Source organism: Acetomicrobium sp. S15 = DSM 107314 (assembly GCF_016125955.1).
GTDB classification, from domain to species: Bacteria; Synergistota; Synergistia; order Synergistales; family Thermosynergistaceae; genus Thermosynergistes; species Thermosynergistes pyruvativorans.
On record NZ_JADEVE010000123.1, the window covers coordinates 1 to 23,974 of the forward strand.

General features: G+C 52.1%; 26 protein-coding genes and 1 riboswitch. Of the genes, 6 read left to right on the forward strand and 20 right to left on the reverse strand.

Annotation, left to right across the window (positions count from 1 at the left end; translation table 11 throughout):
- A partial coding sequence (locus EZM41_RS02965) for an aminotransferase class I/II-fold pyridoxal phosphate-dependent enzyme (protein ID WP_198469346.1) occupies positions 1 to 585 on the reverse strand: 585 nt, incomplete at its 3' end.
- Positions 586 to 768: 183 nt separating this feature from the next.
- On the opposite strand from EZM41_RS02965, the gene EZM41_RS02970 reads away from it, so the two are divergent.
- From EZM41_RS02970 to greA, 5 genes are all read left to right on the forward strand, one after another.
- Positions 769 to 1,398: a MotA/TolQ/ExbB proton channel family protein gene (locus tag EZM41_RS02970; RefSeq protein ID WP_232619013.1), complete on the forward strand. Its 630-nt coding sequence runs from the start codon at positions 769 to 771 to the stop codon at positions 1,396 to 1,398.
- Positions 1,391 to 2,242: an ABC transporter substrate-binding protein gene (locus EZM41_RS02975; protein ID WP_232619016.1), complete on the forward strand. Its 852-nt coding sequence runs from the start codon at positions 1,391 to 1,393 to the stop codon at positions 2,240 to 2,242. The genes EZM41_RS02970 and EZM41_RS02975 overlap by 8 nt, the downstream gene beginning before the upstream one ends.
- Positions 2,232 to 2,621 carry an ExbD/TolR family protein gene (locus tag EZM41_RS02980; RefSeq protein ID WP_198469352.1) on the forward strand — a complete coding sequence of 130 codons (390 nt, stop codon included), beginning with the start codon at positions 2,232 to 2,234 and terminating at the stop codon, positions 2,619 to 2,621. The genes EZM41_RS02975 and EZM41_RS02980 overlap by 11 nt, the downstream gene beginning before the upstream one ends.
- Positions 2,618 to 3,421 carry a TonB family protein gene (locus tag EZM41_RS02985; protein WP_198469355.1) on the forward strand — a complete coding sequence of 268 codons (804 nt, stop codon included), beginning with the start codon at positions 2,618 to 2,620 and terminating at the stop codon, positions 3,419 to 3,421. Before EZM41_RS02980 ends, EZM41_RS02985 begins: the two co-directional genes overlap by 4 nt.
- Before the next feature lie 176 nt (positions 3,422 to 3,597).
- Entirely contained in the window at positions 3,598 to 4,095 is a 498-nt protein-coding gene (greA, locus tag EZM41_RS02990; RefSeq protein ID WP_198469357.1) for a transcription elongation factor GreA, read from the forward strand.
- Here greA and EZM41_RS02995 read toward each other — a convergent pair.
- From EZM41_RS02995 to fsa, 10 genes are all read right to left on the reverse strand, one after another.
- Positions 4,066 to 5,058, reverse strand: a complete 993-nt coding sequence (locus tag EZM41_RS02995) for a D-alanine--D-alanine ligase (protein WP_198469360.1) — start codon at positions 5,056 to 5,058, stop codon at positions 4,066 to 4,068. The two genes, greA and EZM41_RS02995, sit on opposite strands and share 30 nt — an antisense overlap.
- Before the next feature lie 5 nt (positions 5,059 to 5,063).
- Complete coding sequence (locus EZM41_RS03000) at positions 5,064 to 6,704, reverse strand: LPS-assembly protein LptD (RefSeq protein WP_198469363.1); 1,641 nt, start codon at positions 6,702 to 6,704, stop codon at positions 5,064 to 5,066.
- A complete protein-coding gene (locus EZM41_RS03005; RefSeq protein WP_198469366.1) occupies positions 6,689 to 7,222 on the reverse strand; it encodes a hypothetical protein in 534 nt (177 codons plus the stop codon). Before EZM41_RS03005 ends, EZM41_RS03000 begins: the two co-directional genes overlap by 16 nt.
- Positions 7,212 to 8,312 carry an NTF2-like N-terminal transpeptidase domain-containing protein gene (locus tag EZM41_RS03010; protein WP_198469369.1) on the reverse strand — a complete coding sequence of 367 codons (1,101 nt, stop codon included), beginning with the start codon at positions 8,310 to 8,312 and terminating at the stop codon, positions 7,212 to 7,214. Before EZM41_RS03010 ends, EZM41_RS03005 begins: the two co-directional genes overlap by 11 nt.
- 10 nt (positions 8,313 to 8,322) lie before the next feature.
- Entirely contained in the window at positions 8,323 to 8,760 is a 438-nt protein-coding gene (locus EZM41_RS03015) for a hypothetical protein (protein WP_198469372.1), read from the reverse strand.
- A 20-nt stretch (positions 8,761 to 8,780) separates the two neighbouring features.
- Positions 8,781 to 9,797, reverse strand: a complete 1,017-nt coding sequence (locus EZM41_RS03020; RefSeq protein WP_198469375.1) for a hypothetical protein — start codon at positions 9,795 to 9,797, stop codon at positions 8,781 to 8,783.
- Positions 9,798 to 9,817: 20 nt separating this feature from the next.
- Positions 9,818 to 11,437: a CTP synthase gene (locus tag EZM41_RS03025; protein WP_198469378.1), complete on the reverse strand. Its 1,620-nt coding sequence runs from the start codon at positions 11,435 to 11,437 to the stop codon at positions 9,818 to 9,820.
- A 162-nt stretch (positions 11,438 to 11,599) separates the two neighbouring features.
- Positions 11,600 to 12,928, reverse strand: coding sequence for a LysM peptidoglycan-binding domain-containing M23 family metallopeptidase (locus tag EZM41_RS03030; protein ID WP_232619014.1), 1,329 nt, complete (start codon positions 12,926 to 12,928; stop codon positions 11,600 to 11,602).
- Positions 12,929 to 12,991: 63 nt separating this feature from the next.
- Complete coding sequence (rho, locus tag EZM41_RS03035; protein ID WP_198469381.1) at positions 12,992 to 14,335, reverse strand: transcription termination factor Rho; 1,344 nt, start codon at positions 14,333 to 14,335, stop codon at positions 12,992 to 12,994.
- Complete coding sequence (fsa, locus tag EZM41_RS03040; protein ID WP_198469384.1) at positions 14,316 to 14,984, reverse strand: fructose-6-phosphate aldolase; 669 nt, start codon at positions 14,982 to 14,984, stop codon at positions 14,316 to 14,318. The genes rho and fsa overlap by 20 nt, the downstream gene beginning before the upstream one ends.
- Positions 14,985 to 15,248: 264 nt before the next feature.
- On the opposite strand from fsa, the gene EZM41_RS03045 reads away from it, so the two are divergent.
- Entirely contained in the window at positions 15,249 to 15,749 is a 501-nt protein-coding gene (locus tag EZM41_RS03045; RefSeq protein WP_198469387.1) for an ECF transporter S component, read from the forward strand.
- Here EZM41_RS03045 and pfkA read toward each other — a convergent pair.
- From pfkA to EZM41_RS03090, 9 genes are all read right to left on the reverse strand, one after another.
- Entirely contained in the window at positions 15,746 to 16,705 is a 960-nt protein-coding gene (gene pfkA / locus EZM41_RS03050) for a 6-phosphofructokinase (RefSeq protein ID WP_198469390.1), read from the reverse strand. The two genes, EZM41_RS03045 and pfkA, sit on opposite strands and share 4 nt — an antisense overlap.
- A 165-nt stretch (positions 16,706 to 16,870) precedes the next feature.
- Positions 16,871 to 17,056, reverse strand: a complete 186-nt coding sequence (locus EZM41_RS03055; RefSeq protein ID WP_198469393.1) for a hypothetical protein — start codon at positions 17,054 to 17,056, stop codon at positions 16,871 to 16,873.
- A gap of 125 nt (positions 17,057 to 17,181) precedes the next feature.
- Complete coding sequence (locus EZM41_RS03060; protein WP_198469396.1) at positions 17,182 to 18,828, reverse strand: nucleoside kinase; 1,647 nt, start codon at positions 18,826 to 18,828, stop codon at positions 17,182 to 17,184.
- Between the two features lie 121 nt (positions 18,829 to 18,949).
- Positions 18,950 to 19,396, reverse strand: coding sequence for a YbhB/YbcL family Raf kinase inhibitor-like protein (locus EZM41_RS03065; protein ID WP_232619015.1), 447 nt, complete (start codon positions 19,394 to 19,396; stop codon positions 18,950 to 18,952).
- Positions 19,397 to 19,566: 170 nt separating this feature from the next.
- Positions 19,567 to 20,583, reverse strand: coding sequence for an ATP-binding cassette domain-containing protein (locus EZM41_RS03070; protein WP_198469398.1), 1,017 nt, complete (start codon positions 20,581 to 20,583; stop codon positions 19,567 to 19,569).
- Positions 20,580 to 21,275 carry an ABC transporter permease gene (locus EZM41_RS03075; RefSeq protein WP_198469401.1) on the reverse strand — a complete coding sequence of 232 codons (696 nt, stop codon included), beginning with the start codon at positions 21,273 to 21,275 and terminating at the stop codon, positions 20,580 to 20,582. The genes EZM41_RS03070 and EZM41_RS03075 overlap by 4 nt, the downstream gene beginning before the upstream one ends.
- An 88-nt stretch (positions 21,276 to 21,363) precedes the next feature.
- Complete coding sequence (locus tag EZM41_RS03080) at positions 21,364 to 22,191, reverse strand: substrate-binding domain-containing protein (RefSeq protein ID WP_198469403.1); 828 nt, start codon at positions 22,189 to 22,191, stop codon at positions 21,364 to 21,366.
- A 119-nt stretch (positions 22,192 to 22,310) separates the two neighbouring features.
- Positions 22,311 to 22,432: riboswitch (molybdenum cofactor riboswitch) on the reverse strand.
- Positions 22,433 to 22,469: 37 nt separating this feature from the next.
- The gene (locus tag EZM41_RS03085; RefSeq protein ID WP_198469405.1) at positions 22,470 to 22,712 is read right to left on the reverse strand and encodes a glutaredoxin family protein; all 243 of its coding nucleotides are present in this window, start codon (positions 22,710 to 22,712) and stop codon (positions 22,470 to 22,472) included.
- A 94-nt stretch (positions 22,713 to 22,806) separates the two neighbouring features.
- A complete protein-coding gene (locus EZM41_RS03090) occupies positions 22,807 to 23,733 on the reverse strand; it encodes an AEC family transporter (RefSeq protein ID WP_198469407.1) in 927 nt (308 codons plus the stop codon).
- Positions 23,734 to 23,974 lie beyond the last annotated feature (241 nt).

The following is a 23,974-nucleotide window of genomic DNA, read 5'->3' on the forward strand; positions in this document are numbered from 1 at the left end:
GTGCTTTACGGCAAGTTCCGCAATAAGATCGAGGTCCGAGGACGGCAGCACGCCTCCCGTCGGATTTTGCGGCGTATTTATGATTATCATCTTTGTCTTAGGAGTTATGAGCGCTTCGAGCTCTTTAGGATCGAAGCTGAAGGCCCTCTCTTCCTTCAGCGGAAGAGGCACCGGCACGGCTCCCACATAACGCACGAGGGATTCATAAGCGGGAAAACACGGGGATGGATATATTACCTCGTCCCCCTCATTCACGCAGCAAAAGATGCCACAGAAGAGGGCCGGTTTGGCCCCGGGGCAGACCACGACTTCTTCCGGCCTCACCGGGACACCCCTACTCTTTTCGATATAGCGCGCCACTGACTCCCGAAGCTGTCTTATACCGGCGGATGGACTATAGTGGGTTTCCCCTCGGCGCAGGGCCTCCATAGCTGCCTCTTTAATGTGCGCGGGCGTATCGAAGTCCGGTTCTCCTATAGCGAAGCTTATTATATTTTTGCCCCGTGCCTCAAGCTCCTTCACCTTTGCCAATACGTCAAAGGCTCCCTCTCCCATAAGGCGCTCCCTTCGGTCTGCCAGACGCATGTCATTCCCTCCTTCACATAAGATCATATCGTCGTCGTTAAACCCTTGAAAATCCGTTTTCTCGGCATAAACCGAGCATCTCACATCTACACTTAACTAAGCTCGGTGTTTTTGTATCATACCACAGCTCGACCACCGGTTATAATGATACTCGAAATTGCCTACAAAGAGGAGGCATAAGCCTTGCAAATACTTTCGGTCATGCAATTGGGTGGGCCATTGATGTGGGTTATATTTGGCCTTTCTGTCCTGGCTGGTGCGATAATAATAGAGCGCCTCGTCTTTTTCAAGAAGGCTTGGGCTGAACCAGAGGAGGTGGAAAGGAAAATAGCACAAGCCATATACGAAGGCGACAGAGCGAGGGCAAGCGAACTGACAAGGTCTCGCGACTCCTCGTTGCATCGCCTTTTTAAGGCAGCCGTGGACCATTGGGCAGCGGATGTGGAAGCAGTAAAGATCCTTCTCGAGCAAGAGAAAAGGCGAGAACTTTTCCGTTGGGAGCGCGGCCTGGAGATGCTGTCGACGATAGCCCGCGTGGCACCGCTTTTGGGGCTTTTGGGGACCGTTTTAGGCATGGTGGAAGTCTTCCGCACCATTTCCGCAGGCCGCGGGGCTGACATGCTGTATCTCGCATCTGGCATATGGGAAGCCCTCTTGACCACGGTGGCAGGGCTTTCCGTAGCCATACCGGTCGTTCTCGCTTACGCATATCTCTCTTCCAAAGTTGACATGGTCGAGGAAACGCTATCCCGAGGTGCAGATTTTATCCTCAGGGAAAAACTGCTAAGAGGCGAAAATATTCGTGATGCTTAGGCATGCATTTTTGGCTTTCATTCTAATCGCATTTCTCGCCCCTCCTGCAAATGGGGCAAACCAACCTCAGCGCATTGTCTCTTTGGCACCAGCCATAACGGAGACGCTATTCTTACTGGGAGCCGGTAACTGCGTCGTGGGAGTAACAGACTACGACACGTTCCCGGAGGTCGTAAGGGAGCTGCCGAGCGTCGGTGGTTACAGCAACCCGTCGATAGAGCGCATCCTCTCTATAAAACCGGATTTGGTGGTAGGCATAAAAACGTTCCATAGAGAACTATTAGATAGGCTATCTGAAATGGGGATAAAGACGCTTGAGCTTACGATGCACCGAAGGCTTTATAACGTAAAGGAATCCATCCTTGCATTGGGGAAGGCCATAGGAAAGGAAGATGCCGCCGAAGCGCTCTGGGGTAAGATAACTTCTGGCCTGGAAAACCTAAAGGAGGAGGTCGCACGTCGTTATCGAGACGGTGCCCCATCGATCCTTGTCGTGGTGTGGCATGAGCCGCTCATCGTGGCTGGAGGCTACAGTTATTTGGATGACATCATGCGAGCGATAGGCTTACCCAACGCTGCCGGTTCCATCCGCTACACATTTCCTCAAATGAGTAGAGAAAAACTCTTGGCCTTAAACCCCAAGATAGTGATCCTGGCCAAGGCCGAGAGGGGAATGTCCCCTGACAGAGATGCCGTAGGGAGGTTACTCTCTGACCTGCCGCTCGACATCTTGGGCATAGCAGAGGTTAAAAACGATGCGATCCTTCATCCGGGCCCTCGCGCTTTAGAGGCAGCACGAGTTCTCGTCGAAGCAGTGGCTGAGGTGAGTGAAAATGCGCCATAGCACCAAGCGACGCGGGCCGGATGTGGACCTGACGCCACTCGTGGACACTCTCTTCATGCTCATCCTCTTCTTCGTCCTTACGGCGGCGTTCGTCCAGGGCAGGATAGATGTTAATCTCCCACGGGTGAGCGGATCCTCTATTGCGGGCACCCCGAACGTTATAGTGGTGCAAAAGGATGGCTCTCTGCTATGGAACGGAAAGCCTGCCGAGCTCGAGGAAGTGTCCAGCTTAGCCCGTCGTGCAAGCGATAAAGGGCAACCCATCCTGATCGCCGGCGATGAGGAGGCAAACTACGGCGCAGTTGTCTCTGTCCTCGATTCGCTTCAAAAAGCAGGCATAGAAAATGTGAGCCTCGCCGTAGGTGGAGAGTCGCCGTGAAGCGCTGGACCCTTCCGATAGCGCTGAGCTTGCTTCTTCATGTGCTTGTCTTTTCTTGGGCGGCCCTTTGTTTTTGTCTGCCGGAAGAGCCAAAGCAGAGGCAAATTGCCGTCAAACTGGTTAGGATGCCGGCGCTTACGGCCCATGCGGAGGCAGGAAAGATGGAAGAACACATTGGACCGGCGCCTGCTTTTGAAGAATCGAAGACGGGGCAAGCTTTTAAAGCTGAGGAAGACGAGAAAGAGATAAGTAATAACAATGCAAAAAAAGATACAACCGCAAAAGCGAAAAACACATCTAAAACATTGGGGAAAAACCAAAAAGAGGTCAAAAAACTTGAAAATGCAGTAAAGCCAAAAACTTCGGAACCCGAAAATACAAAACCTGCCACCCAATCCAAAGGAGAGTCCCGCACGGACTCCGCACAGGAAGGAACCGCCTCATCGAAGCAAGCCGTTGTGCCACAAGAAGATGCCAATGGCACGCCTTCACCGGCACCTTCATCGATAAATAATAACAGCCCCACGCTACAGGGGGGAGCAAGGCTCTACGCACAAAGCGATGTCGTGAAACAGGTAAAACCTGTATATCCCTTGGCTTCGAGGCGCCGTGGAGAGGAAGGGACCGTCCTGTTCGAGGTTAAAGTCAATCCCTCTGGAGCTGTAGAGGAAGTGCGCATAGTCGAGAGTAGCGGATACCCGCTTTTGGACCAAGCGGCAGCGCGTGCGCTCAAAGAGTGGCGCTTCAGGGAATGCTCTGGACCCATATTTCTCGTCCCCGTACAGTTTCAACTGCAGTAATAACCTCAAACCTTTTTGGGGTTATACCGCCACAAATGCCTGATCCTTCCTTTAAACGTCAGGCTGCGCTTCAGACGATCCCGTGCGGTTGATATTGTGACCTCTCTCTGATAAAATTCCTTCTTGCCTGTAGCGTTTTTAGGGCTACTTCTCATATTGGGAGGAATTTGACAGCGATGGCCACGAGTCGAGCGACAAATACTGATTCTATCGTTATGACAAGGGAGGGGTACGAAAAACTCAAATCCGAGCTGATGCACCTTCGAAGCGAAGGAAGAGAAGAAATCGCGAAGATGCTTGAAGAGGCCCGTTCGTTCGGCGACCTCAGCGAAAACGCCGAATATCATTCGGCAAAAGAAGCTCAAGATAAACTAGAAAGCAGAATTCAATGGCTGGAATATCAATTGAGCAAGGCAAAGGTCGTAGATAGCCACGAGGTCGACACGAGCCGCGTCATGGTGGGGACGACAGTCACATTATACGATATAGACCTGGACAAGGAAGTCACATACACGATAGTAAGCACACAGGAAGCTGATCCAAAGTCAAACCGCATCTCCGCGGCAAGTCCAGTAGGACAGGCTTTGATAGGATCGACAGTGGGGGAAGAAGTGGTCGTCAGAGTCCCCAGAGGGGTCAGAAGGCTAAAGATCCAGGACATTCGCGTCAAATAAAACGATACCCCTGCGCTTTGGAGGCGCAGCCTTGAGGGCTGCCTCGACCATCCTCGATGCGAGCTCCGGAAAAGACCAGCCGTAGGCTTTGGCTGCCTTGGGCACTAGGCTTGTGGCCGTCATACCTGGAATCGTATTGACCTCAAGTACGTAGGGCTTATCGTCGATTCCAAGTCTTATGTCCACACGGCTATAAATGTGGCAACCCAGCGCCAGATGTGCTCTTATAGCGGCAGATTGGACTTCTTTTAAAACGCAACCTTCGAGCGAAGCCGGAACGACATAGCGGCTTCTGCCGGGCGTGTATTTAGCCTCGTAGGAGTAAAAGCCGCTCTGAGGCTTTATTTCTATGACAGGGAAAGCGATGGGTTCGGCGTCACCGTCCCATACTGCCACTGTTAGTTCTCTGCCTTCTATATATTCCTCCACCAATATGCGCTGGCCGTAGTGCGCTGCTGCGCTTCCAGCAGCGAGAAGGTCATTTGCTGTAGAGACTACGGACACACCCACAGTGCTACCACAGGAGGTCGGTTTTATAACTAATCTCTTCCCCGCTCTCAAGAGGTCCGATATCTCTGGCCTGTCGGGCAGTATATCTGCATCACCTGCATCGAGGGCTATCCCAAAGGGGGTGCGAATACCGCAGTGGCAAAAGATGGCCTTGCTCGCTTCTTTGTCCATAGCAAGGGTGCAAGCTTCCGGACCAGAGCAAGTGTAAGGGAACCCCAAGAGATCGAGGAACGCCTGTATCCGACCATCCTCACCCCACCCTCCATGAAAACAGAGGAAAACCACATCTGGGGCTACCCTTTCAAGAAATGGAAGGATCTCCTTAGGCTTATTTATATTGGCCTGAATAACATCATGTCCGCCTTCGCTAAGTGCTGCAAGAACCGCCTCGCCACTCAATATAGATATTTCCCTCTCCGGACCTTCGCCCCCGAACGCTAACAGCACCTTCACTACGATCACAGCTCCGTTTCCAGCTCGTCGAGCTTCCGCATTCTGTCGTTCAAAAAGACCGGTTGTTTAGGATACACCTTTATCGTCAGGCGCAAACCCGCCCAGTCATCATTTTCCACCATATCATCCACGTAGACAAACTCCCATTGATAGCAATGCTCGTCGTAAATCACGCGATAAACCATCTCATCGAGGTGGCTATCTCTCAAGTCATAGCCTCCCCTCAGAGATAGGTGCCACTTTCCCTTAACCGGCATGGAAATGGTCTGGTACAACTCCTCCCTCTCATCGTAATCATCCCAGTCCATGGGAGACTTGCCGCTGACCCATCGCCTTAAATATGCCGTCCTCATGGAAAATATCCCGGCCTTCCACGCAAACCCCACGTTGGCGCTCGTTATCTCCTGGAGGTCGTCCTCGTGATCGTAATCCCACCAGAGATAACGCAATCTCCAGTACGGCTTTATCCGGTGGTTGTTCATCGGATCTTCTTCGCTGCGGGCCTCAACCCCCCACCCGCTTCGGCGATACGACTCCCCTATTTCTTCGTACTCGCCCCAAAATAACAACAGGCGGGCTTCGTTGTGTGACCCCACCTTCTTCCAAGGGCTGGAAAGGGAAAATTCAGGGGAACGCCAGAGCGTGCCTTCGTATGTGACGCCGGCTTCTTTTTCGACCTCTACATCCTCCCGTTCAGACCAGAGCACGTTCGCCGTCCATCCTCGATGAACCCAATTTGCTCCCCATTGAGGGCGCCACAACTTCTCATCGTCGGTGGTGCTGTAGGTATACTGGCTCAACAGAAAGAGATCTAACTCTGGGTTCGGGCGATATCGTCCGGAGATCTCTCCTTCAAAGTCTTCTTTGGTCCAATAAAATATGGTGGCGTCGGCTTCGAACTCTTCGCTCCAGGAAAGTGAAGTGGATAGGCGCATCCCTACGCCTTTGTCGCTATCGTAGGCGAGGAACGGGACAGCCGAGGCACCCTCCTTCTTCTCCCTCAAATCTACCGTATACTCGAAAGGGTACGAAAACAAAAGCGATTCCCCTATATATATCTTAGGGTTCTTCGCCACGAGGCGGTAACCGGGTATGACGGTGACGTGCGACGTGACGAGCCTGTAATGAGGCCTCGGCTGGTCGCAGGTAGTTATGGAGACATCGCTCCACCGCCCTACCTGCTCTTCGGGCGGAACGCGTTTTGCATCCCCTTTCGAGATCCACTTTCTCTGCATGGCAGCTCTTGCAGGGGCAACTTCAAGAGAACCCCCCCTGAGGAACACTGAGTCAGCTCGACCTGATGCGTTATACAATATTCCCTCTTTGGATAAAAGGTCATATTCGAGGCGCTCGCCGGAAAGGCGCTTCCCATCCGAGAGCATAACGACCTCGCCGCCATCTCCCGCCGTCGCCTTCGCCGCTTGCTCGTAAACGTGATATTCCAGGTGGGGAGCGTATAGCGTCATATCTTTCGTGCGGAGCTTGGCGTTGCCTTCGGCGCGCGCAATCCCTTCGGCCTCCTCATAGACGAGATAATCGGCCTCGAGCGTGATTTTCTCCTTTTCGTCGTCTTGAGGGAAAGCCGGAGATCCGAAAAAAGTCAAGAGGACAAGGCAGACCAAAATCCTTCTCACGGACGAAGCCATTTGGCACAAACTCCTCCCTCGAGCCACATCTGGCCGGTGATGGCTACTTTCCCCCTCGGGGCCTTCACGTAAAACTCCCCCGTTTCAGCCGTTATGCCCTCAGGGAAGGACCAAGACGACGACTCCGGATTCCAACGCGCCGCCGAAGCCACCCAATGGACCTTAGATGACGGAAATTCGATATCGCCGCTCGCTTCATACATGAAACTTTCGGCCATTTCATCTTTGGCAATCTTTCCCAACCTGGAAAAAACCTGCCATGTCTGATCATCGGCTTCAAGCAGCACCTCAAGCGGCTCGGCCACGTAAAAGTCGTCTTCCTCTCTCACCACGCTCGACTTAATTGTCCACTCTCCAGCGGCGTCGGAGCGTCTCATGCTGACGCCTTCCAATGTTCTCCCCTCTTTGACCTTCTCCTGCACCGTGCGGTCGGGAAGGGAAAGGTCTTGCGCCAAAAGCACCGCCAAAAGGCCCAAAAGCGCTAAGGGTATCAACCATCGTAGAACGTTACCACGCAATCTTCCATTCCTCCTCGTGGCGGACGAGGGAGAGATCCACCCTCCTTAAGAGGCGCATCACTAAAAGCTTCTGCACAGCTACAACCCTAACCTTATCTTCAGCCAGCCATTCCGTCGTATAACCGTCCTTCAATGCCCATCGCAGACTATTGTCCATAACGCGCTCCTCAAAGGTTTTCAAAGGATACCGCTTTTTAGACTCCTCGTCGAGAAAGGAATACATCTCTTCGGTATCTCCCGCAGCCCAGGCTTCTAAGAAGCGTTTTACGACCTCCTCCTTGGAAGGAACTTTTGTCGACGATTCTTTTTTCTCCGATGTCAAAGGTTGCATCGGAGGTGACAATGGTTGCTCTTCTTTCGGCGGAATGGGAGCACTCGGAGGAACTATCCAGACCGGTGGCTCGTCAGGAGGGGGCACCTCAGGTTTTGGACTGGGTTTGGGGGCAGCCTTTTTCGGTGTTTCAGGAGCACTGGGCTTTTCCTGCGTTTTCTCTTTAGGCATCTCATTCAACGACGGCAGCTGGACTATCACGGGTTTAACGGTGGGCGCTTCTTCAGGGGCGACGCGCCCTTTAAAAGAAAAGCGCCTTTCTTTTTTCCCTAAGCCCGATACGACCAGTTCAAAATCCTCTCGCTCTTGCTTGGGGAAGAAGACTAATCCTTGGACTACGCCGCTTATCGGTCCATCGAATTGAGGTTCGTAAAAAAACGGCTTGATTCGCTCTCCTGACGGCAGCAAGAGCGCTATGCGTTCGGAGAACGGTGCAAATTCCAACGGTCCGACGCCGAAGTGATATACGGTCACAAGAAACGGCTCCGAGGAATCGAGGCGCAAATCGCGGATGAAGTTAGCCCTGTATCGGGCAGCTTCTTCTGAAGAGAGGCCGCGACGCGAAGCCTCTAAAGCCACCCATGGATCGACAATTTCATCAGGATAGTGGACCGCCCATATGAGACAATCCGGCGCCCAATGAAAGGCAGTCCACTTATCGAGGATCTCGCTCACTTTTTCACCATCTCCGTCCTGGGCAAAGAGAGTCCCAGCGAAAGAAAGCACCAACATCAACGAGAGAGCGAGGCGTCGCCGCATAGCCCGACCCCTATAGCTTGTAATCTACAAGGGCAGACACGCCCACCTTCTGGACCCTGCGGAAGCTCTTAATTGGATTAGCCGAGTCCACAGGGATCAATATTTCGACTCTGAAACGATCTTTGAACCTTACCTCAATCTGAGCTACGGCCTTCGTCTCTTCCACCGCATCCTTGGGCCCAGAGACTTGGGCAGCCCCAATGCGGGTTCCCTGGCCCAGAGAAACTATGGGGACCACCTTCGTCGTGTCTTCGTTTTTGGCGCCCCTGTTTAACGTGACCGTGTTGATGAAATTGTTTATCTCGTCGGCCAGGGCGCCGACTATCAAACCGCCCCCGACAACACCTATGATATCCCCGAGGTCGATCGCCGAAGCGGGTTTAGCTGGAACGAATAAGGAAACGATTAAAAGGAAAACGATCACGAGCGAGCTTATCTTTTTTTTCATATCCCATCACCCTTTTCGCTTTATTGTTTTACTCCTCCCGCATCGCCAGAGGCTTCGACGGTTTCCGCCTGAGGTTGAGGCAAGAGTCCTTTCAGCCCTTCCGGGACGGGATATCCTTTGACCTGCGTATCCTGAGATGTTTCCAGGTAAATGAGGGTCCCCGCAGGTATGTCCTTTTCATCCCCTCTCACCAAAAAACCGCCGGCTAGCCCAACCGGACCTAACAATACGAGGCCGAAAAAGCTCGCACCTGCCGCTGCCATCACGGCGGTATCTGTTTCGGCGGCCTTCTTCGCTTCCTCACCCAACACGATTGGTATTTCGTGCGGTCCCAAGGGCCTGAGATGATCGAAGGCAAACTTAACCTCTGAGGCGCGCCCAAAGCTGCGAGGGGGTTTCACCTCCTCGACGTGTCCAAAGATCAGACAACCATTGGCAGCGACTAAATTTCCATCCACAGCGAGGGTGCCGTCGAGCTCCAAGCGGACGCGATCGCCCACCTTGGCGAGCTTAGGAGTGATAGTGTCCAAAAAACGGACCCTAAAAGCAATACGAGCGGGCAGGTTCACATCGCTCCACGTTACCCCCTCGGGGAGGAGCAGCGTAACAAGGCGTTCCAGGCGCATGGCAAGCGCTCCCTCCGGCCGTCGTTCGCCCTCAAGCTGCACTTCGAGCGCCTCGATGCGGCTTTTTGCGTCTTTCTGAGCCATTATCCGCTGCGCAACTGCCCACTCGGCCACTCCAAGCTTAAAAAGCATAGATGGTTGGACTTCTGTACCTATCTCCAGAAAATTGAGCAGGGCCTGCTGTCTTTCTGCTATACTTCCCGGGAGTTCCCTGCCGAAGAGGTCTTTTTCCACCTGCCCCAATCTGGGTATCAACCCACCGCTCCTCACTTCTCCGTATACTATTCCTTCAACTCTCTCCAATACCTGAAAGGGCGTAGGTTCCTCTGTGGTGGCCCCTTCTGCCGTGGCCATCCCTGCGATAAACGAGAATACAAGCACAGCACACAAAAGCCCTCGTCTTCCGATCATAACTTAACCCCCTTTCTTATCTAACTCAATTGATTAACTTTCATACGAGCGTGCCTTAATACTGCGGTAACAAAATCTCTGAATAAAGGATGAGGTCTTACAGGCCGCGAATTGAACTCCGGGTGAAACTGCACCCCCACAAACCAAGGATGCCCTTCGAGCTCCACGATCTCTACAAGATTTTTGTCTGGACACACGCCGGCGACTTTAAGCCCAGCTTCCCGAAGGGTCTCTATATAATCATTGTTAAATTCGTAGCGATGGCGGTGCCTCTCGTTCACAACGGGCTCGCCATAGGCGGCATAACTCAACGTATCCGGCACGAGCCGACACGGGTAAGAGCCGAGGCGCATAGTGCCTCCTATATCGGAGACGTGGCGCTGCTCTTCCATCAGATGTATAACAGGGTATGGCGTATTCGGATCGAACTCGGAGCTGTGAGCCGACTTCAGCCCGCATACATTTCTGGCAAATTCGATGACTGCCACCTGCATGCCCAAGCACAATCCCAAAAACGGGATATTATTTTCCCTGGCGTATCGAGCCGCCGCAATTTTCCCCTCAACGCCGCGGTAGCCGAAACCACCCGGAATTATTATCCCATGTACGTCGCTCAAGAAAGATTCCGCACCGCGATCGTACACCTCCTCCGCTTCAACACCGCGGAGATGCACGGCCGCACCGTTCGCCACACCCGCATGAGTCAACGCTTCAACGACAGAGAGATATGCATCTTTATGGCTCACGTATTTACCGACCATGGCTACCTCGACACACTCGTTCAGGCTACGACGCCTCTTCTCATAGCGGTTCCACTCTGTCAAGTCCGGATCTACTCTGAAGGGAAGCTTCAAATGTTTCAAGACGAGCTCATCTATATGCTGCTCGTGTAAACGTATGGGCACAGAGTAGATGGAATCAGCATCGAGCGCTTCGATAACGGCCTCCTTCGGCACGTTACAGAAGAGAGCTATCTTGTCGCGTACACCCTCAGAGAGGACGCATTGAGAGCGACACACGATAATATCCGGCTGAATGCCTATCCTGCGCAGTTCGTTGACACTGTGCTGTGTAGGCTTTGTCTTGAGTTCTCCAGCCGACTGCACATAGGGCACAAGCGTAACGTGACAGTAAAGCACGTTATCCCTTCCTACCTTGGTGGCCATTTGCCTGATGGCTTCAAGAAACGGCAACCCCTCTATGTCTCCTACGGTGCCACCTATCTCAACGACCACTATCTCGCTTTTCTCAGCCACCTTGAGCATGCGACCTTGGATCTCATCCGTTATGTGCGGTATCACTTGGACGGTATCGCCCAAGTATTTGCCAGCCCTTTCCTTGCATATAACCGCTGAATACACTTTCCCAGTGGTAACGTTATTATCAGACGACAAAGGCTCATCGATAAAGCGCTCGTAATGCCCCAGATCCAGATCTGTCTCGGCACCATCGCTCGTGACGAAGACTTCTCCATGTTGATATGGGTTCATTGTGCCAGCATCTACATTGATGTAAGGGTCAAATTTGATGGCCGAGACCTTATATCCCCTCGCTTTTAAAAGGGCACCGAGCGAAGCCGCCGTGATCCCCTTCCCTAAAGACGAAACTACTCCTCCTGTAACAAAAATAAACTTGCCCATCCCGCTCCTCACCTCTGTCGTAACATCAGGGCTATTTTACATTATCCCTTTCATAGCCGATCATGAAATAGAGCCAGAGGAGCTACCTCTGGCTCTAGTATATCCTCTTTCAAAAGTGCCGCCATAAGCAATTTCGCTTAAAAGGCGGCACGGTCATTCTCATCAGCGAAGCAACTTCAAGGGGTTCACCGAAGAACCGTTTGACCGAATCTCAAAGTGAAGATGAGGCCCCGTGGTACGCCCGCTGGAGCCAACTCGACCCACAGCGTCTCCAGATGAAACTCGCTGTCCCCTCTTCACTAATAGGGCGCTGCAATGTGCATAAAGAGTTGTATAGCCATTCCCGTGGTCTATAACTACAGTCCTGCCATATCCTCCCATCCACCCGGCGTGAACGACCCTTCCCGAGGCAGCTGCCCTAACCGTGCGGCCGATAGGAGCCTTTATGTCTATGCCTGTATGAAGATTGCGCCTGCCGGAAAGAGGATCGCGTCGCCAACCAAAACCGCTGTTTATGCGCCCACTCACCGGCCAACGAAAAGACCTAACGCTGCCCGAAGGCCCGCCTTTGTCTAAACTGACGGGCGGTTTGGCTCTGGGAAGAAATATCTCCATCCCGACCACTAAGGATGAACTATCTGACATGGCATTTGCCGAGAGAATAGTCTCTTGATATATGCCGAAGCGCTTGGCTATGCCTTCCAGCGTATCACCTTTCTTCACTTTGTAGAAGATGCCGTCCTGATTCGGGATGCGTAACTTCATGCCCGGTTTTAAAAGGTGCGGGTTTTTTAGCTCGTTACACCCAAATATCGTGTTTATATCAAGATTGTAGGTATTGGCTACAGACCAAAGCGAATCGCCTTCTTTAATAATATATTCTTCCGTCCTGACTGGCTCAGCTTCCTTCAGCCTGTTCTCTCTTTCCTCTCTGCGGCGCCTCACCTCCTCTAAAACCGAAAAAACATTCTGAGATGAGGTGGGTATAAGCAAGAGTTGACCTTCATTCAAACGGTGTGGATCTTTGAGCTCATTGGCTCGCGCTATCTCTTCGATAGAAATGCTGTATTGAGAAGAAATTGTCGAAAGTGTCTCACCCTTCTGCACTGTGTGTTCAAACCACTGGGGAAGCTCTTCTTTGAGCTCTATTTCGTTTTCTTGGGGCTCGTTTTCGCTACCCATCCTTGGATCCGCTTCTTCGTTTTGCTCAGGCTCCAACGGAGGGGGATCGTTCACGTCCAAACCGCCATATTCATCCAAAGGGCCCACCCCAACACTTGAAAGAGGCGATATGGATTCCCTAACCACCAACGCAGCCGTCCACGAACTGCCAGAGGCAAATTCCCCAAGTGACCCAAAGTAACTGTTTGCTCGCCTTCCGGCGGCTACATAAAAAAAGACGGCAACTATAGAAAGAAGCGCAATAAAGATAAAAAAATGCGAACGACCTGACGAATCCCAATTATTTTCGGTTGGGCGGTTCTCCAGCAAGGTTCATCCACCTCCTGCAGAATCGTGAGACAATGCGAAACATAATGCCCATGTTTCTACTAACTACGAAGCTTTGACCGTGGCCAGAAACGCGCGATTTGAATCGGTTTGGCGCAGTTTCTCTATTATAAGGTTTAACACCTCCACCTCGTCAAGACCGGTTATGCGTCGCCTGAGAAGCCAAATGCGTTGGAGGTCATCCGGGCTCATGAGCAATTCCTCACGCCTTGTGCCGGATTTGAGTATATCGATGGCAGGGAAGATCCGCTGCTCGGCAAGCTTCCTCGAAAGGTGAATCTCCATATTGCCGGTACCCTTGAACTCCTCGTATATAACCTCATCCATACGGCTCCCAGTGTCAATTAGAGCGGTGCCTATTATAGTCAGACTTCCGCCTTCCTCTATGTTCCTGGCAGCCCCGAAGAACCGCTTAGGGAAGTGAAGCGCTGCCGGATCCATACCTCCAGAAAGGGTACGCCCCGAAGGGGGGACCACGAGGTTGGAGGCTCTCGCCAAGCGAGTAATGGAATCCAAGAGCAAAACGACGTCCTTGCCTATTTCTACCATCCGCTTAGCCTTTTCGAGGGCCAGACCTGCAACGCGCAGGTGCTCCTCCGCCGGACGATCGAAGGTGGAAGCTATAATCTCCCCATCGACAGAGCGGGCCATATCTGTAACCTCTTCGGGGCGCTCGTCTATTAAAAGCACCATGATGATCACTTCTGGATGATTTATTGACACTGCATTGGCAATATGTTTTAAGACTGTGGTTTTACCCGCTTTAGGTGGAGAAACTATAAGGGCTCGTTGCCCTTTGCCTATCGGCACGAAGAGATCTATCAGCCGAGTGGTGAGGCAATCGGGGGTCGTTTCAAGTCTCAATCTCTCGTCGGGGAAGATTGGGGTCAGTTTCTCGAACATAGGACGCCTGCGGGCTATCTCAGGGTCAGCGAAGTTTACCATCTCAACGCGCAGGAGCGCCTCGTAATGTTCCTGTTCTTTCGGCGGACGCACAAACCCCCAAACCACATCGCCGTTGCGTAGCCCAAAGCGTTTGATCTGAGAGGCCGAAAGGTATATATCGTGTTCGCTGGGCAATAAGCCCTTAGGCCTCAAAAAACCAAAGCCGTCGTTTAATATCTCAAGCGTTCCTCCGCCTAATCTGAGCCCCATCATTTCAGCCTGACGAGTCAGAATGGCGATAATGATCTCATCTTTGCGCCGAAGCATTGAAATGCCTGGGATGCTCATCTCTCTGGCGACCTTTTTAAGATCGGCCAACATCATGCTTGTTAGGCGCGAATATGTATATCTCGTCGCTCTCGGTACGCTCTTTACCTCTTCGAATTCACCCCCCACACTTTCTAAAAGTGCTTGTCCGTCCCTTTCACCCTTTGTTTCGTTCATGATGCCTCTCGTATCCCTCCCAATCAGCCAAGAACCTCTCCAACCCTACATCGGTCAGAGGATGGCGAAACAAGAGCTCCAATACTTTAAAAGGAATGGTGCAAATGGAAGCTCCGGCCAAGGCTGATTCATATACATGTCGCGGATGCCGCACGCTAGCCGCTATAATTTGAGTTTTTATACTTTGAATGCGAAATAACGCCGATATGTCCCGCACCAATCCTATCCCGTCTTCTCCTATGTCGTCCAGCCTGCCGATGAAAGGGCTTACATAAGCGGCACCGGCCGCAGCCGCTAACAGGGCTTGTTGAGGGCTAAAGACGAGAGTTACGTTGATGCGTATACCCTCTTTGGATAGAACTCTCACCGCCGCCATACCTTCTGGTGTGATCGGAATCTTGACCACAACGTTGGGATGAATCGAAGAGAGGAAGCGGGCTTCGCGAATCATGCCGTCAGCGTCGGTTGAAATCACCTCAGCACTTACCGGCCCATCTACAATCTCTGCTATCTCTCTCACACGCTGATGGAAGTCCACGTTCCCTTCCCTGACCACAAGAGAGGGATTAGTGGTAACCCCGCTCACCACGCCCCATCTAACTCCTTGTCGTATCTCTTCGAGATTGGCGGTATCCAAGAAGAGGTGCATATTGTCTCACGGCTCCTTATGAAATTGTAAAATATAATAACAAATATAACCTTCGTTATAAATAAAACACATTAGGAATACACCATCGTTGCTGTGCCAGTTTCTTCAAAACCTGGCCTCTAAAACAGATCGCCGCATACTTGAGGATACAAAAGTTCGGAGGATTTGTGCGTTATTATAGCTCATCCGCAATATATTGCAAGCTTTGTAAGGTTATTTTCCGAAAGGCATCTTGTTCTCCGACCTCTCGTGGGAGGTAGCGAAATGTCCAACAAGGTGAATGAATTAGCCCTAATGGCCATTTTGACATCGCTCGTAGTTGCAGCCACGGCACTTCACGTGCCGATGCCCGGATTCCGCATCTACTTCAATCTGGGCGAAGGGGTCATTTATATTATAGCCCTTACTTGGGGAAGTCGCTATGGGGCAATGTGCGGCGGCCTCGGTGCTTCGCTGGCCGACCTGCTTTTGGGCTATCCGCTCTGGGCCCCCTTTACCCTCGCAATCAAGAGTGCAGAGGGTTTCATAGTGGGGCACTTTGCTCGTAAAAGCCGCAACATCGCCTTGCTGGCCGGAGCTTCAGTTATGATAACAGGCTATGCTGCCGTGGCGGGTTTGCTTTACGGCCCAAAGGCAATTCTGATAGAGATAGCCACCGACGTCGTACAGACGGGGATCGGGGCAGTTTTAGCCGTAACAGCTATGCCAATCCTCAGAAAAGCCGTAGGACGATATTCGCCGCCAGACAAGCAACAGAGCCGTTAAATGCTCAAGGCATTAAGCAGCTCAAGCAATGATAGATCCGGCCTCTTTTTGTTCTCCCACGTCTCGGGCAGCGGACAAGTAGTCACTTGACCGCACGTCACCCCAGCCATAACCCCACTTTTACCTTCTAACAGCGCCTCTACTGCATGTGCGCCGAGGCGTGAGCCGAGCACGGCGTCAAAGGCGGTAGGACTTCCACCGCGCTGTATATGTCCCAATACGGTGATGCGCGATTCGTAACCTCCGGTATCGAGAATCTTTCCGGCAAGTTCCTGAGCCGACATTACGCCTTCTGCAACTATGATAAGCGAATGGGTCTTCCCGCGCTTTTTGGCATAATTGAGCTTCTGGCATACCTTTTCCACATCGAAGGGCACCTCCGGAAGAAGTGCACATTCAGCGCCACCTGCAAGAGCCACCTGCAGGGCTATAAAGCCCGAGTTTCGTCCCATCACTTCTATAATGAATAGCCGATCGTGGCTGCTCGCCGTGTCGCGCAATTTTTTAACAGCTTCGAGAGCCGTATTTACTGCTGTGTCATAGCCTATCGTCTCGTCGGTGCCGGCGCAATCGTTGTCTATCGTACCAGGAACCCCTACGGTTGGCAGGCCGCGCTTCTCCAACTCCCAAGCTCCCCTAAAAGAGCCCTCACCCCCTATGACGATCAGCGCATCCACATCCATCCCTTTGAGTCTGGCAAGTCCTTCTGTCACTCCTTCGGATCTCTTGAAGCGTTCGCTCCTCGCCGTTCTGAGGATCGTTCCTCCGTGATGTATTATCCCCCCTACCGAACTTTGGGTAAGGGGAATGGCATCACCGTCCAAAAGCCCCTCGTAGCCGCGACGAATTCCCACAACATCAAGACCGTGATAGATTGCGACTCGCGTCACTGCCCTTATAGCAGCGTTCATGCCCGGTGCGTCGCCTCCGCTGGTCAGTACAGCAATTCTCTTCATAACACTGCCACCCCCTCATGCTGACGATAGCGATGATATCACGCATGGCAATAATCACAAAGAGAAGGCATAAAAAAAGACGCCCTCTTCAGGCATCCTATGCAAATAACCTATCATTAGCCTGATATGTGAACGTCAAGCCTCTCGATCCCAACCGGGACAATCTCAGCGGCCGATATGCGCTAAAAGCCCTTTGTTTTCGGAGCCTTCAAGCGAAGCGCGCTCTTTGGGTGCACAGAGCATCCAATTGCCCACTTCGTCCTTTTCCCAGAAGGATACTGTGTTAAAACAGCTCGAGATAGCCTCTTGTCCGGCCATGTACCAATTGCCCCACGAGTCCTTTACCCACATACAAATCCCTCCCGCCATGAGGTCAGTAATATTTATACCAGCCTCACTTCTTTTTGTCAACTGTTGTTTATTTTTCCGTCCATTTTTGACGAATGGATACAGAAGTACAGGAGGGTTCTGAATCTTTAGGCGGAAAAGCAGCTACCGCCAATGAATTCTCGTAAGATGGAATCATTTGGTACCCGATCGGAGGGAAAGAAAGGGATGAACCGCAGGAAGGAGATTAACCTCCTCGCCTCGCCGTAGACCGGCGACTCCTCCGGTATGGTAGAAAGCAGCGGTTCCGCATAGCCTTTGAGGGTAGAGAGTTCGTACACCAGAGCCGAGTTGAACATTATATCGGCCCTCTCTTGATACGGGAATATATGCTTTTGAGCCCCGCGCACCACAGAAGGCCATTGGCGCAGCGTAACCTCTGGCAATTTCCCCCTCGTACGGTAATCGCGCACAAGTCGCCGTAAGAGGCGGTTGTCCGTGGTACTGGTACGATTGTGGCGATCCAGGTTCAACGCGGTAAGCGGAGAAACATATATGCGGTACTTTTCATCGTCAGAAACGCTTTCACTCACCTTTTCATTGAGGCCATGGATCCCTTCTATTATCAATATTGCGTTGAAACCCAACTGCAACAGCTCTCCCCATTCGCGCTTGCCCGTGAGAAAATTAAAACGAGGGAGGCGGACGGCCTCTCCTGCCAAGAGGCGCCTCAGGTGATCGTTGATAAGTTCGATGTCGAGCGCCTCCAGGGCTTCAAAGTCATAGTTTCCCTCCGCATCAACTGGGGTTCGATCTCGCTCTAAGAAATAGTCATCAAGCGCAAGCGTCACAGCCCGTTTCCCCAACGCCTGCAGTTGGATGCGCAACCTCAGAGAGGCTGTGGTTTTTCCTGAGCCCGAAGGACCTGCCATGCACACTAAGCGCACTCGAGACCGAGAAGCGATATCTTTAGCAATGTGGCTCAAGCGCTGGCTATGGAGAGCTTCGGACGTAAGGATCAGGTCTCCGGCCTTGCCCTCCGCTACCAATTTATGGAGGTTATCCATGGTGCTCACGTTTAATATGTCAAGCCACTCGGTATACTCGCGGAAGACTTCGGCTAGCTTCTTAGGCGGTTGAAAGGGGGGCAAGCCATCCGGATAAGCCACCGTAGGAAACAAGAGCACCATTCCCCCTCCATACGGAACGAGGTCGAAGACGCGGAGGTAGCCTGTGGACGGGGCGAGGGGGGCGTAGAAAAAACCGTGCGCGTCAGCACAGCAGTAAACCTCCACAGGGTCTATGGCAGCCCATTGAAGGAGCCTGGCTTTATCTGCGTTGCCCTGACGTTCGAAGACGCGCTTAGCTTGATCGATAGGCACGAGCTTTCTCCTGAAAGGCAGATCCATGTCCACCATCTGCTCCATCAACCTCCTGACGCGCGCCACGTCTTCCTCCGACGGGAAACCGGAGGGAAGCTCGCAATAGTAACCATCACTCAACGAATGGCGGATGAAGATGTCCTGGTTTAAGGCCCTCTTACAGGCTAATACCAAGAGAAAGCTCAGGCTCCTGCGATAGACTTCCATTCCCTCAAAACTGCTCGTGTCCACAAACTCGACTACAGCGTCATCGTCTATGGTCCAGTCAAGGCTGCGCAAATAATGATTAACCCGCCACGCCACCACGTTCCTCCGACTCTCATATCCGCTGGCAGCGAGCACTTCGGGTCCTCCCACAGGAGAGGAAAAAGAAATTTCGTCGTTACCAGTCAAGGAGATCGTAAACTTTCTCAAAAAATCCACCTTCGATCTTTGTGGGGGCTTGTTGCATCACACTTACCCTTGCCGGCTTCGGCATGTTGCTGAAGCCAGGATACAAAAGCTTTCTTTCATGTCGTCTTTTTATTCTTGTCCTCTATCGCTCGTAGCACCCCATCGTCTCGGCTTGGGCTAAAATATGCCCCTTCATAGCCGCCTCCACATCAGCCCTGGAAGCGCCCTCTTTAAGGCCGAGCGAAGGAATATCTAAGGCGTAGAGCCTGAAGAAATAGCGGTGAACGCCATGCCCCTTAGGCGGGCACGGACCGCCGTAACCGAGCTTGCCGAAATCGTTGCGACCAGGCTTTCCCTGCTTGCTCCCTTCGATCAAACCTGATTCGACAGCTGGTATATCGAACAGCACCCAATGGGTAAAAGTCCCGCGCGGCGCATCGGGGTCATCTACTATAAGAACAAAACTCTTTACCCCTGAAGGGGCACCCTCCCACCTGAGCTCGGGCGATATATCCTTCCCCTCGCACGTATATTTCTGAGGGATCCTTCCACCGTTAGAAAACGCCGGCGATTCCACCTTAAGGGCCATATCTACTTCACCTCCTTGGCAAGGAAGACTTAAAACCCCTAATGATGCCATTAAAATGCCTAAGATGACAGCTAACTTAAGCACAAAAACGGTTCTCAAAAAAGCCCCCTCCATTTGTGCCGGTTTTGTAAGAATTATCTTACCATGTATAGGTGAAATCGCAATACACATCAAAGCCAGCGCAACGCCGTAGCCTTAAATAAAACCCAAACGCGCTGGCCTGGCTGAATCGAGAGCTCTTTAACCGCCCGTGGCGTAATTGTCGACCTCAGACTCACTCCTCCAAGCGATATCGTCACGGCTACCCTTCCGCCGCCGTTATCCAGGAGCATCTGCGTCACCCTGCCCGAAAGCACATTCTGTGCGGACACTTTTGCCGGAGGTGAAGTAGCGATTACGATGTCCGATGGATCGAGGACTGCCGTGGCAGTCTCGCTCGGAGGAGAAACCGCAAGTATGTGTTGTCCGTCGGGGAAAACCCTTTCCCATAGATCATCGTTTAGGGGCCGCCAAGGGCCCGATATTAGGTTAGAGGTTCCTTGAGCGGCAATCCGCCCTTGATACAAATTCAGCACGTTCTTGGCAACTTCATAGAGCCAAAGGAGGTCGTGGGTCGCCACGACCACGGTCGTTCTCCATTCCTTGACGGCGCGCAGTACGGCTTCCTTGATGAGGGTGGCGCTCGCCTCGTCTACATTCGCCGTAGGCTCATCCAATAAAAGGACTTTAGGTCTTAAAACCAACCTGGCGGCCAAGGCTACCCTCTGCGCCTCTCCACCCGATAGGGCGTACCAAGGGCGATGGGTGAACTCCTCCGGTGGAAGTCCGACCATTTCTAACGCTTCGAAGGCCTTTTTCCTCAGGTTTTTCTCTTTTCTGACCTTTAACCCATACGCCACGTTATCGAAGACAGACCTCTTGAGGAGGAAAGAGTCTTGGAGCAGCAACGTTACTTCCCGCCTCGGAGGCTCGCCCTCGCTGCCTACCGGCACGCCATCGAAGCGCAAAGTTCCCTCGGACGGAACTTCAAGAAAGGCCAAGACTCTAAGCAGCGTGCTCTTACCGCTGCCATTTGGGCCAACCAACCCTACGATATCTCCCTCTTCTATTACAAGATGAGGGACGTCTAAGACCAGCCTGCCGTTATATCTATGTTTAACGCCGGAAAGCTCGTAGAGAGCCTTCATTGGGCAGCCCTCTTTTTAAACGCCGAGAGGGCGGCATTTACGGCTAAGGCCAGGAGCATGAGTACGAGGCCCAGCGCGATGCCCATGTCGAACTCTCCCTTCGCGGTCTCAAGCGATATGGCTGTCGTCATCGTTCTGGTGTGCCACTTTATGTTGCCGCCCAACATCATTGAAGCGCCCACTTCAGATATAACTCTCCCGTAGGCCGTCGCGGCGGCCAAAAGCACAGCATAACGCCCCTCCCAGAGGCTGGAAATAGCTAATTGTCTCCCTCTCGCGCCGAGCGTGAGCAATGTGAGCTTAAGCTGCCTATCGAGCCCTTCAACTGCCTCGGCTGTTAAAGAAACCACGATCGGAAGAGCTAAAATGGTCTGGCCCACGGCAATTCCCGGCAGCGTAAAGAGCAACCCCAAACTTCCCAAAGGCCCCCTGCGCGAGATAAAGGCATATACCAAAAGCCCAACAACGACCGTGGGCATGGCAAGAAGTGTATCCGATATCGTCCTCAAAATCCTTTTGCCGGGAAAGTCGAAATAGCCCAAAACAAACCCTATGGGTATGCCGATGATCAGGCTCGCAATGATGGACATGGTGGAGACCTTAAGCGTAGTCCAGATGGCTGAGTATGTCTCCTCATCACCCGAAACGAGTAGGATGATGCCGTTGATCAATCCTTCTAAAATGTAATCCATCGCTCACCACCAAAAATTTGTCGTAGGTAGGAGATCGTGGATGAAATCCTACCTACGAAAACATACTCAATATAAAAATATCACATTCTCACTTAGCGTTGGGGAAGAAAAGCTGTTTTCCCAAGAGTTTGAATTCCGCTATGACTTGTTGCCCCCTGGGTGAGGTGATCCATTCGATGAACTTGGTGGCGAGATCGTAATGCACTTCTTTGCATCGCTCTGGATTAACCGCGATAACGCTATACTGGTTCAGCAAAGCTTCGTCCCCTTCCACCAGTATGACAAGTGGAGGATTGCCTTTGTGATTATCTTCATATTTTATGAACGTCCCACGATCAGTCAGTGTATAGCCGTTATGTTCGGCAGCTATGTTTATCGTCTGAATCATACCTTGACCCGTTTGGATATACCACTGCTCCTTTTCGGGTACAGGGACGCCAGCGGTCTTCCACAGCGACAGTTCCTTCATATGTGTACCGGATTTGTCCCCCCTGCTTGTGAAGGGAACCTTTTTGGAGGCAATGATGCTCATGGCTTCCTTAATCGACTTGCCCTTTATGCCGGCCGGGTCATCTTTGGGGCCTATGATGACGAAGTCGTTGTACATAACCTGCTTGCGATCGACTCCGTATCCCCCTTTCATGTATTCCTCCTCCGACTCGGGATCGTGGACGAAAAGTATGTCTACGTCACAGTTTCTACCCAGCGCAAGAGCGTTGCCAGTGCCTACGGCTACCCATTGAAGCTCTATGCCGGTATCCTGCTTAAATAGCGGCGCCAGATAATCCAAAAGTCCCGTATTGTCCGTACTGGTAGTGGTAGCCATGCGCAGAACCGGAGTTTCCGCCGCAGCGCAAGCAGCAAAGACGGCGATAAATGCCAAGACCAATGACGCCCTCTTGAAAAATCTGCCCATCTTGCATACCTCCTCCTTAAGTTTAATTTTGTTGGGGGGTGAGGGGCTCTTGCGAGCCCCTCCGTGCCGTGATGGAGCTACAGAAAAACCTAAAGGCCACCTTCCCCCGCACGGAAGATGGCCTTCAACTTTCTCCTCCTTTCCAATGCGGGAGGCGTCTCCGTTTCCGAAGATGCCCTGACGGCCCGCCGCCATAGGATAAAATCCCTTAGGCAAAACGGGCTCGGAGGTGATCTTAGAGTAAATTTATCACAAAGAACTATGCGGAGTCAAGCGCCCTACAGCAGACTTTCTGCGCGCAAGGCCTCCTCTATTGCTTCCGGATTGTAGCCAACTATGAAACGGTCGCCTATTTCGACCACTGGCACACCCATTTGATGGGTCCTCCTAACCATTTCCATGGCCGCGGCGCGATCTGTGCTTACGTCGACCTCTTCAAATTCTACACCAAGTTCGCCTAAATACTTCTTTACCCTGTCGCACCATGGACAGGTAGGTGTGCTATATACCTTAACTGTCATCAAAAACCCTCCTTCTATTCGCGCATGCGTTAAAATTTAGCTTCCTGTCGTTCGCTGCCAAGTATAACACATACCCATATATGGTATCAAGGGCTCACCAAGTGGTCAAAATATAGATCCATAAGGGAAGCGTAATTAAAGACAACATGCTACTTACCATGATGACCTCTGCCGTATACTGGGCATCCATGTCCATACCTTTAGCTACCACAAAGGCATTTGCCGCTATCGGCATGGCAGAGACCAATACGGTCGTTCGCTCAAGCACCGGATCGACGGGCCAGATGCAAAAGAGCACCCAGGTGAGCGCAGGCTGTAAAAATAATTTTACCACGGCATCCCTCCACGTAGCAGATAAAGAAGAGAGGAAGGCCTCCGGCCTCAATGTAGCTCCGAGGCAAAGGAGGGCCAGGCCAGTGGTTATGTCACCAGCTATGCGAAAGGTCTCGTCGAGCCAAATTGGGATTTCCTCAATGCCAATCTCGGAGGCCAAAAAACCAGCCAAGCATCCCAAGACCATCGGGTTGGTCACCACGCCCCTCGCTGTGTCGATCATGGAACGGAGCGATATCTTACCCGAAAGGCCGATTTGTCCCCAGATGAGGGGAAGGAATTGGTATCCCATTATCCCTACCGCGAAAAAACGAGAGAAAGCCGCCGCTCCAGCCTCTCCAAAGACAAGTGTAGCCACGGGCAAGCCCATATAGACTTGATTGCCCCTGTTTGACACGAGAAGCGATACAGCCAGTTTGCGACGATCTTTGCGGGCCCAGGGAGATAAAATCCAGGCCGCAATGGGCAGCAGCATATAAGATACGTAAAGCACCCAAAATAGGTTCCAATCGCCACCTGAGCTATTGGCCAAAAAGACGGTCCGAAACAAAAACATCGGCAGGATGAACCAATATAGTATGGCGTTCATCTCGCGCTGCGTCGTGTCGCTCAAAAAGTTAGTGCGCCTCAACATCCATCCTAGAGCCATCATGAAAAGCACCGGGAAAACCGCCGCTAAACTGGACATGCCCTCACTCCTTTAAAGATCCTGTCTAATAAATTTTACTCAAAATCCATGCCCATTTCCTAAAGAAACTGGTAAACTTATTTTGTCATGGACAGAAAGGTCGAGAGCTTTATCCAGTGGATTTACTCCCTCCGGGGAGATATAGCCTCCGATGAAGCGATCCCGGCAAAGCCGGCTCGTTTCGGCGATTGGCCTGCCCTCAACGCGCGCCTCATAGAAGCACTTAGATCCAGAGGGATCG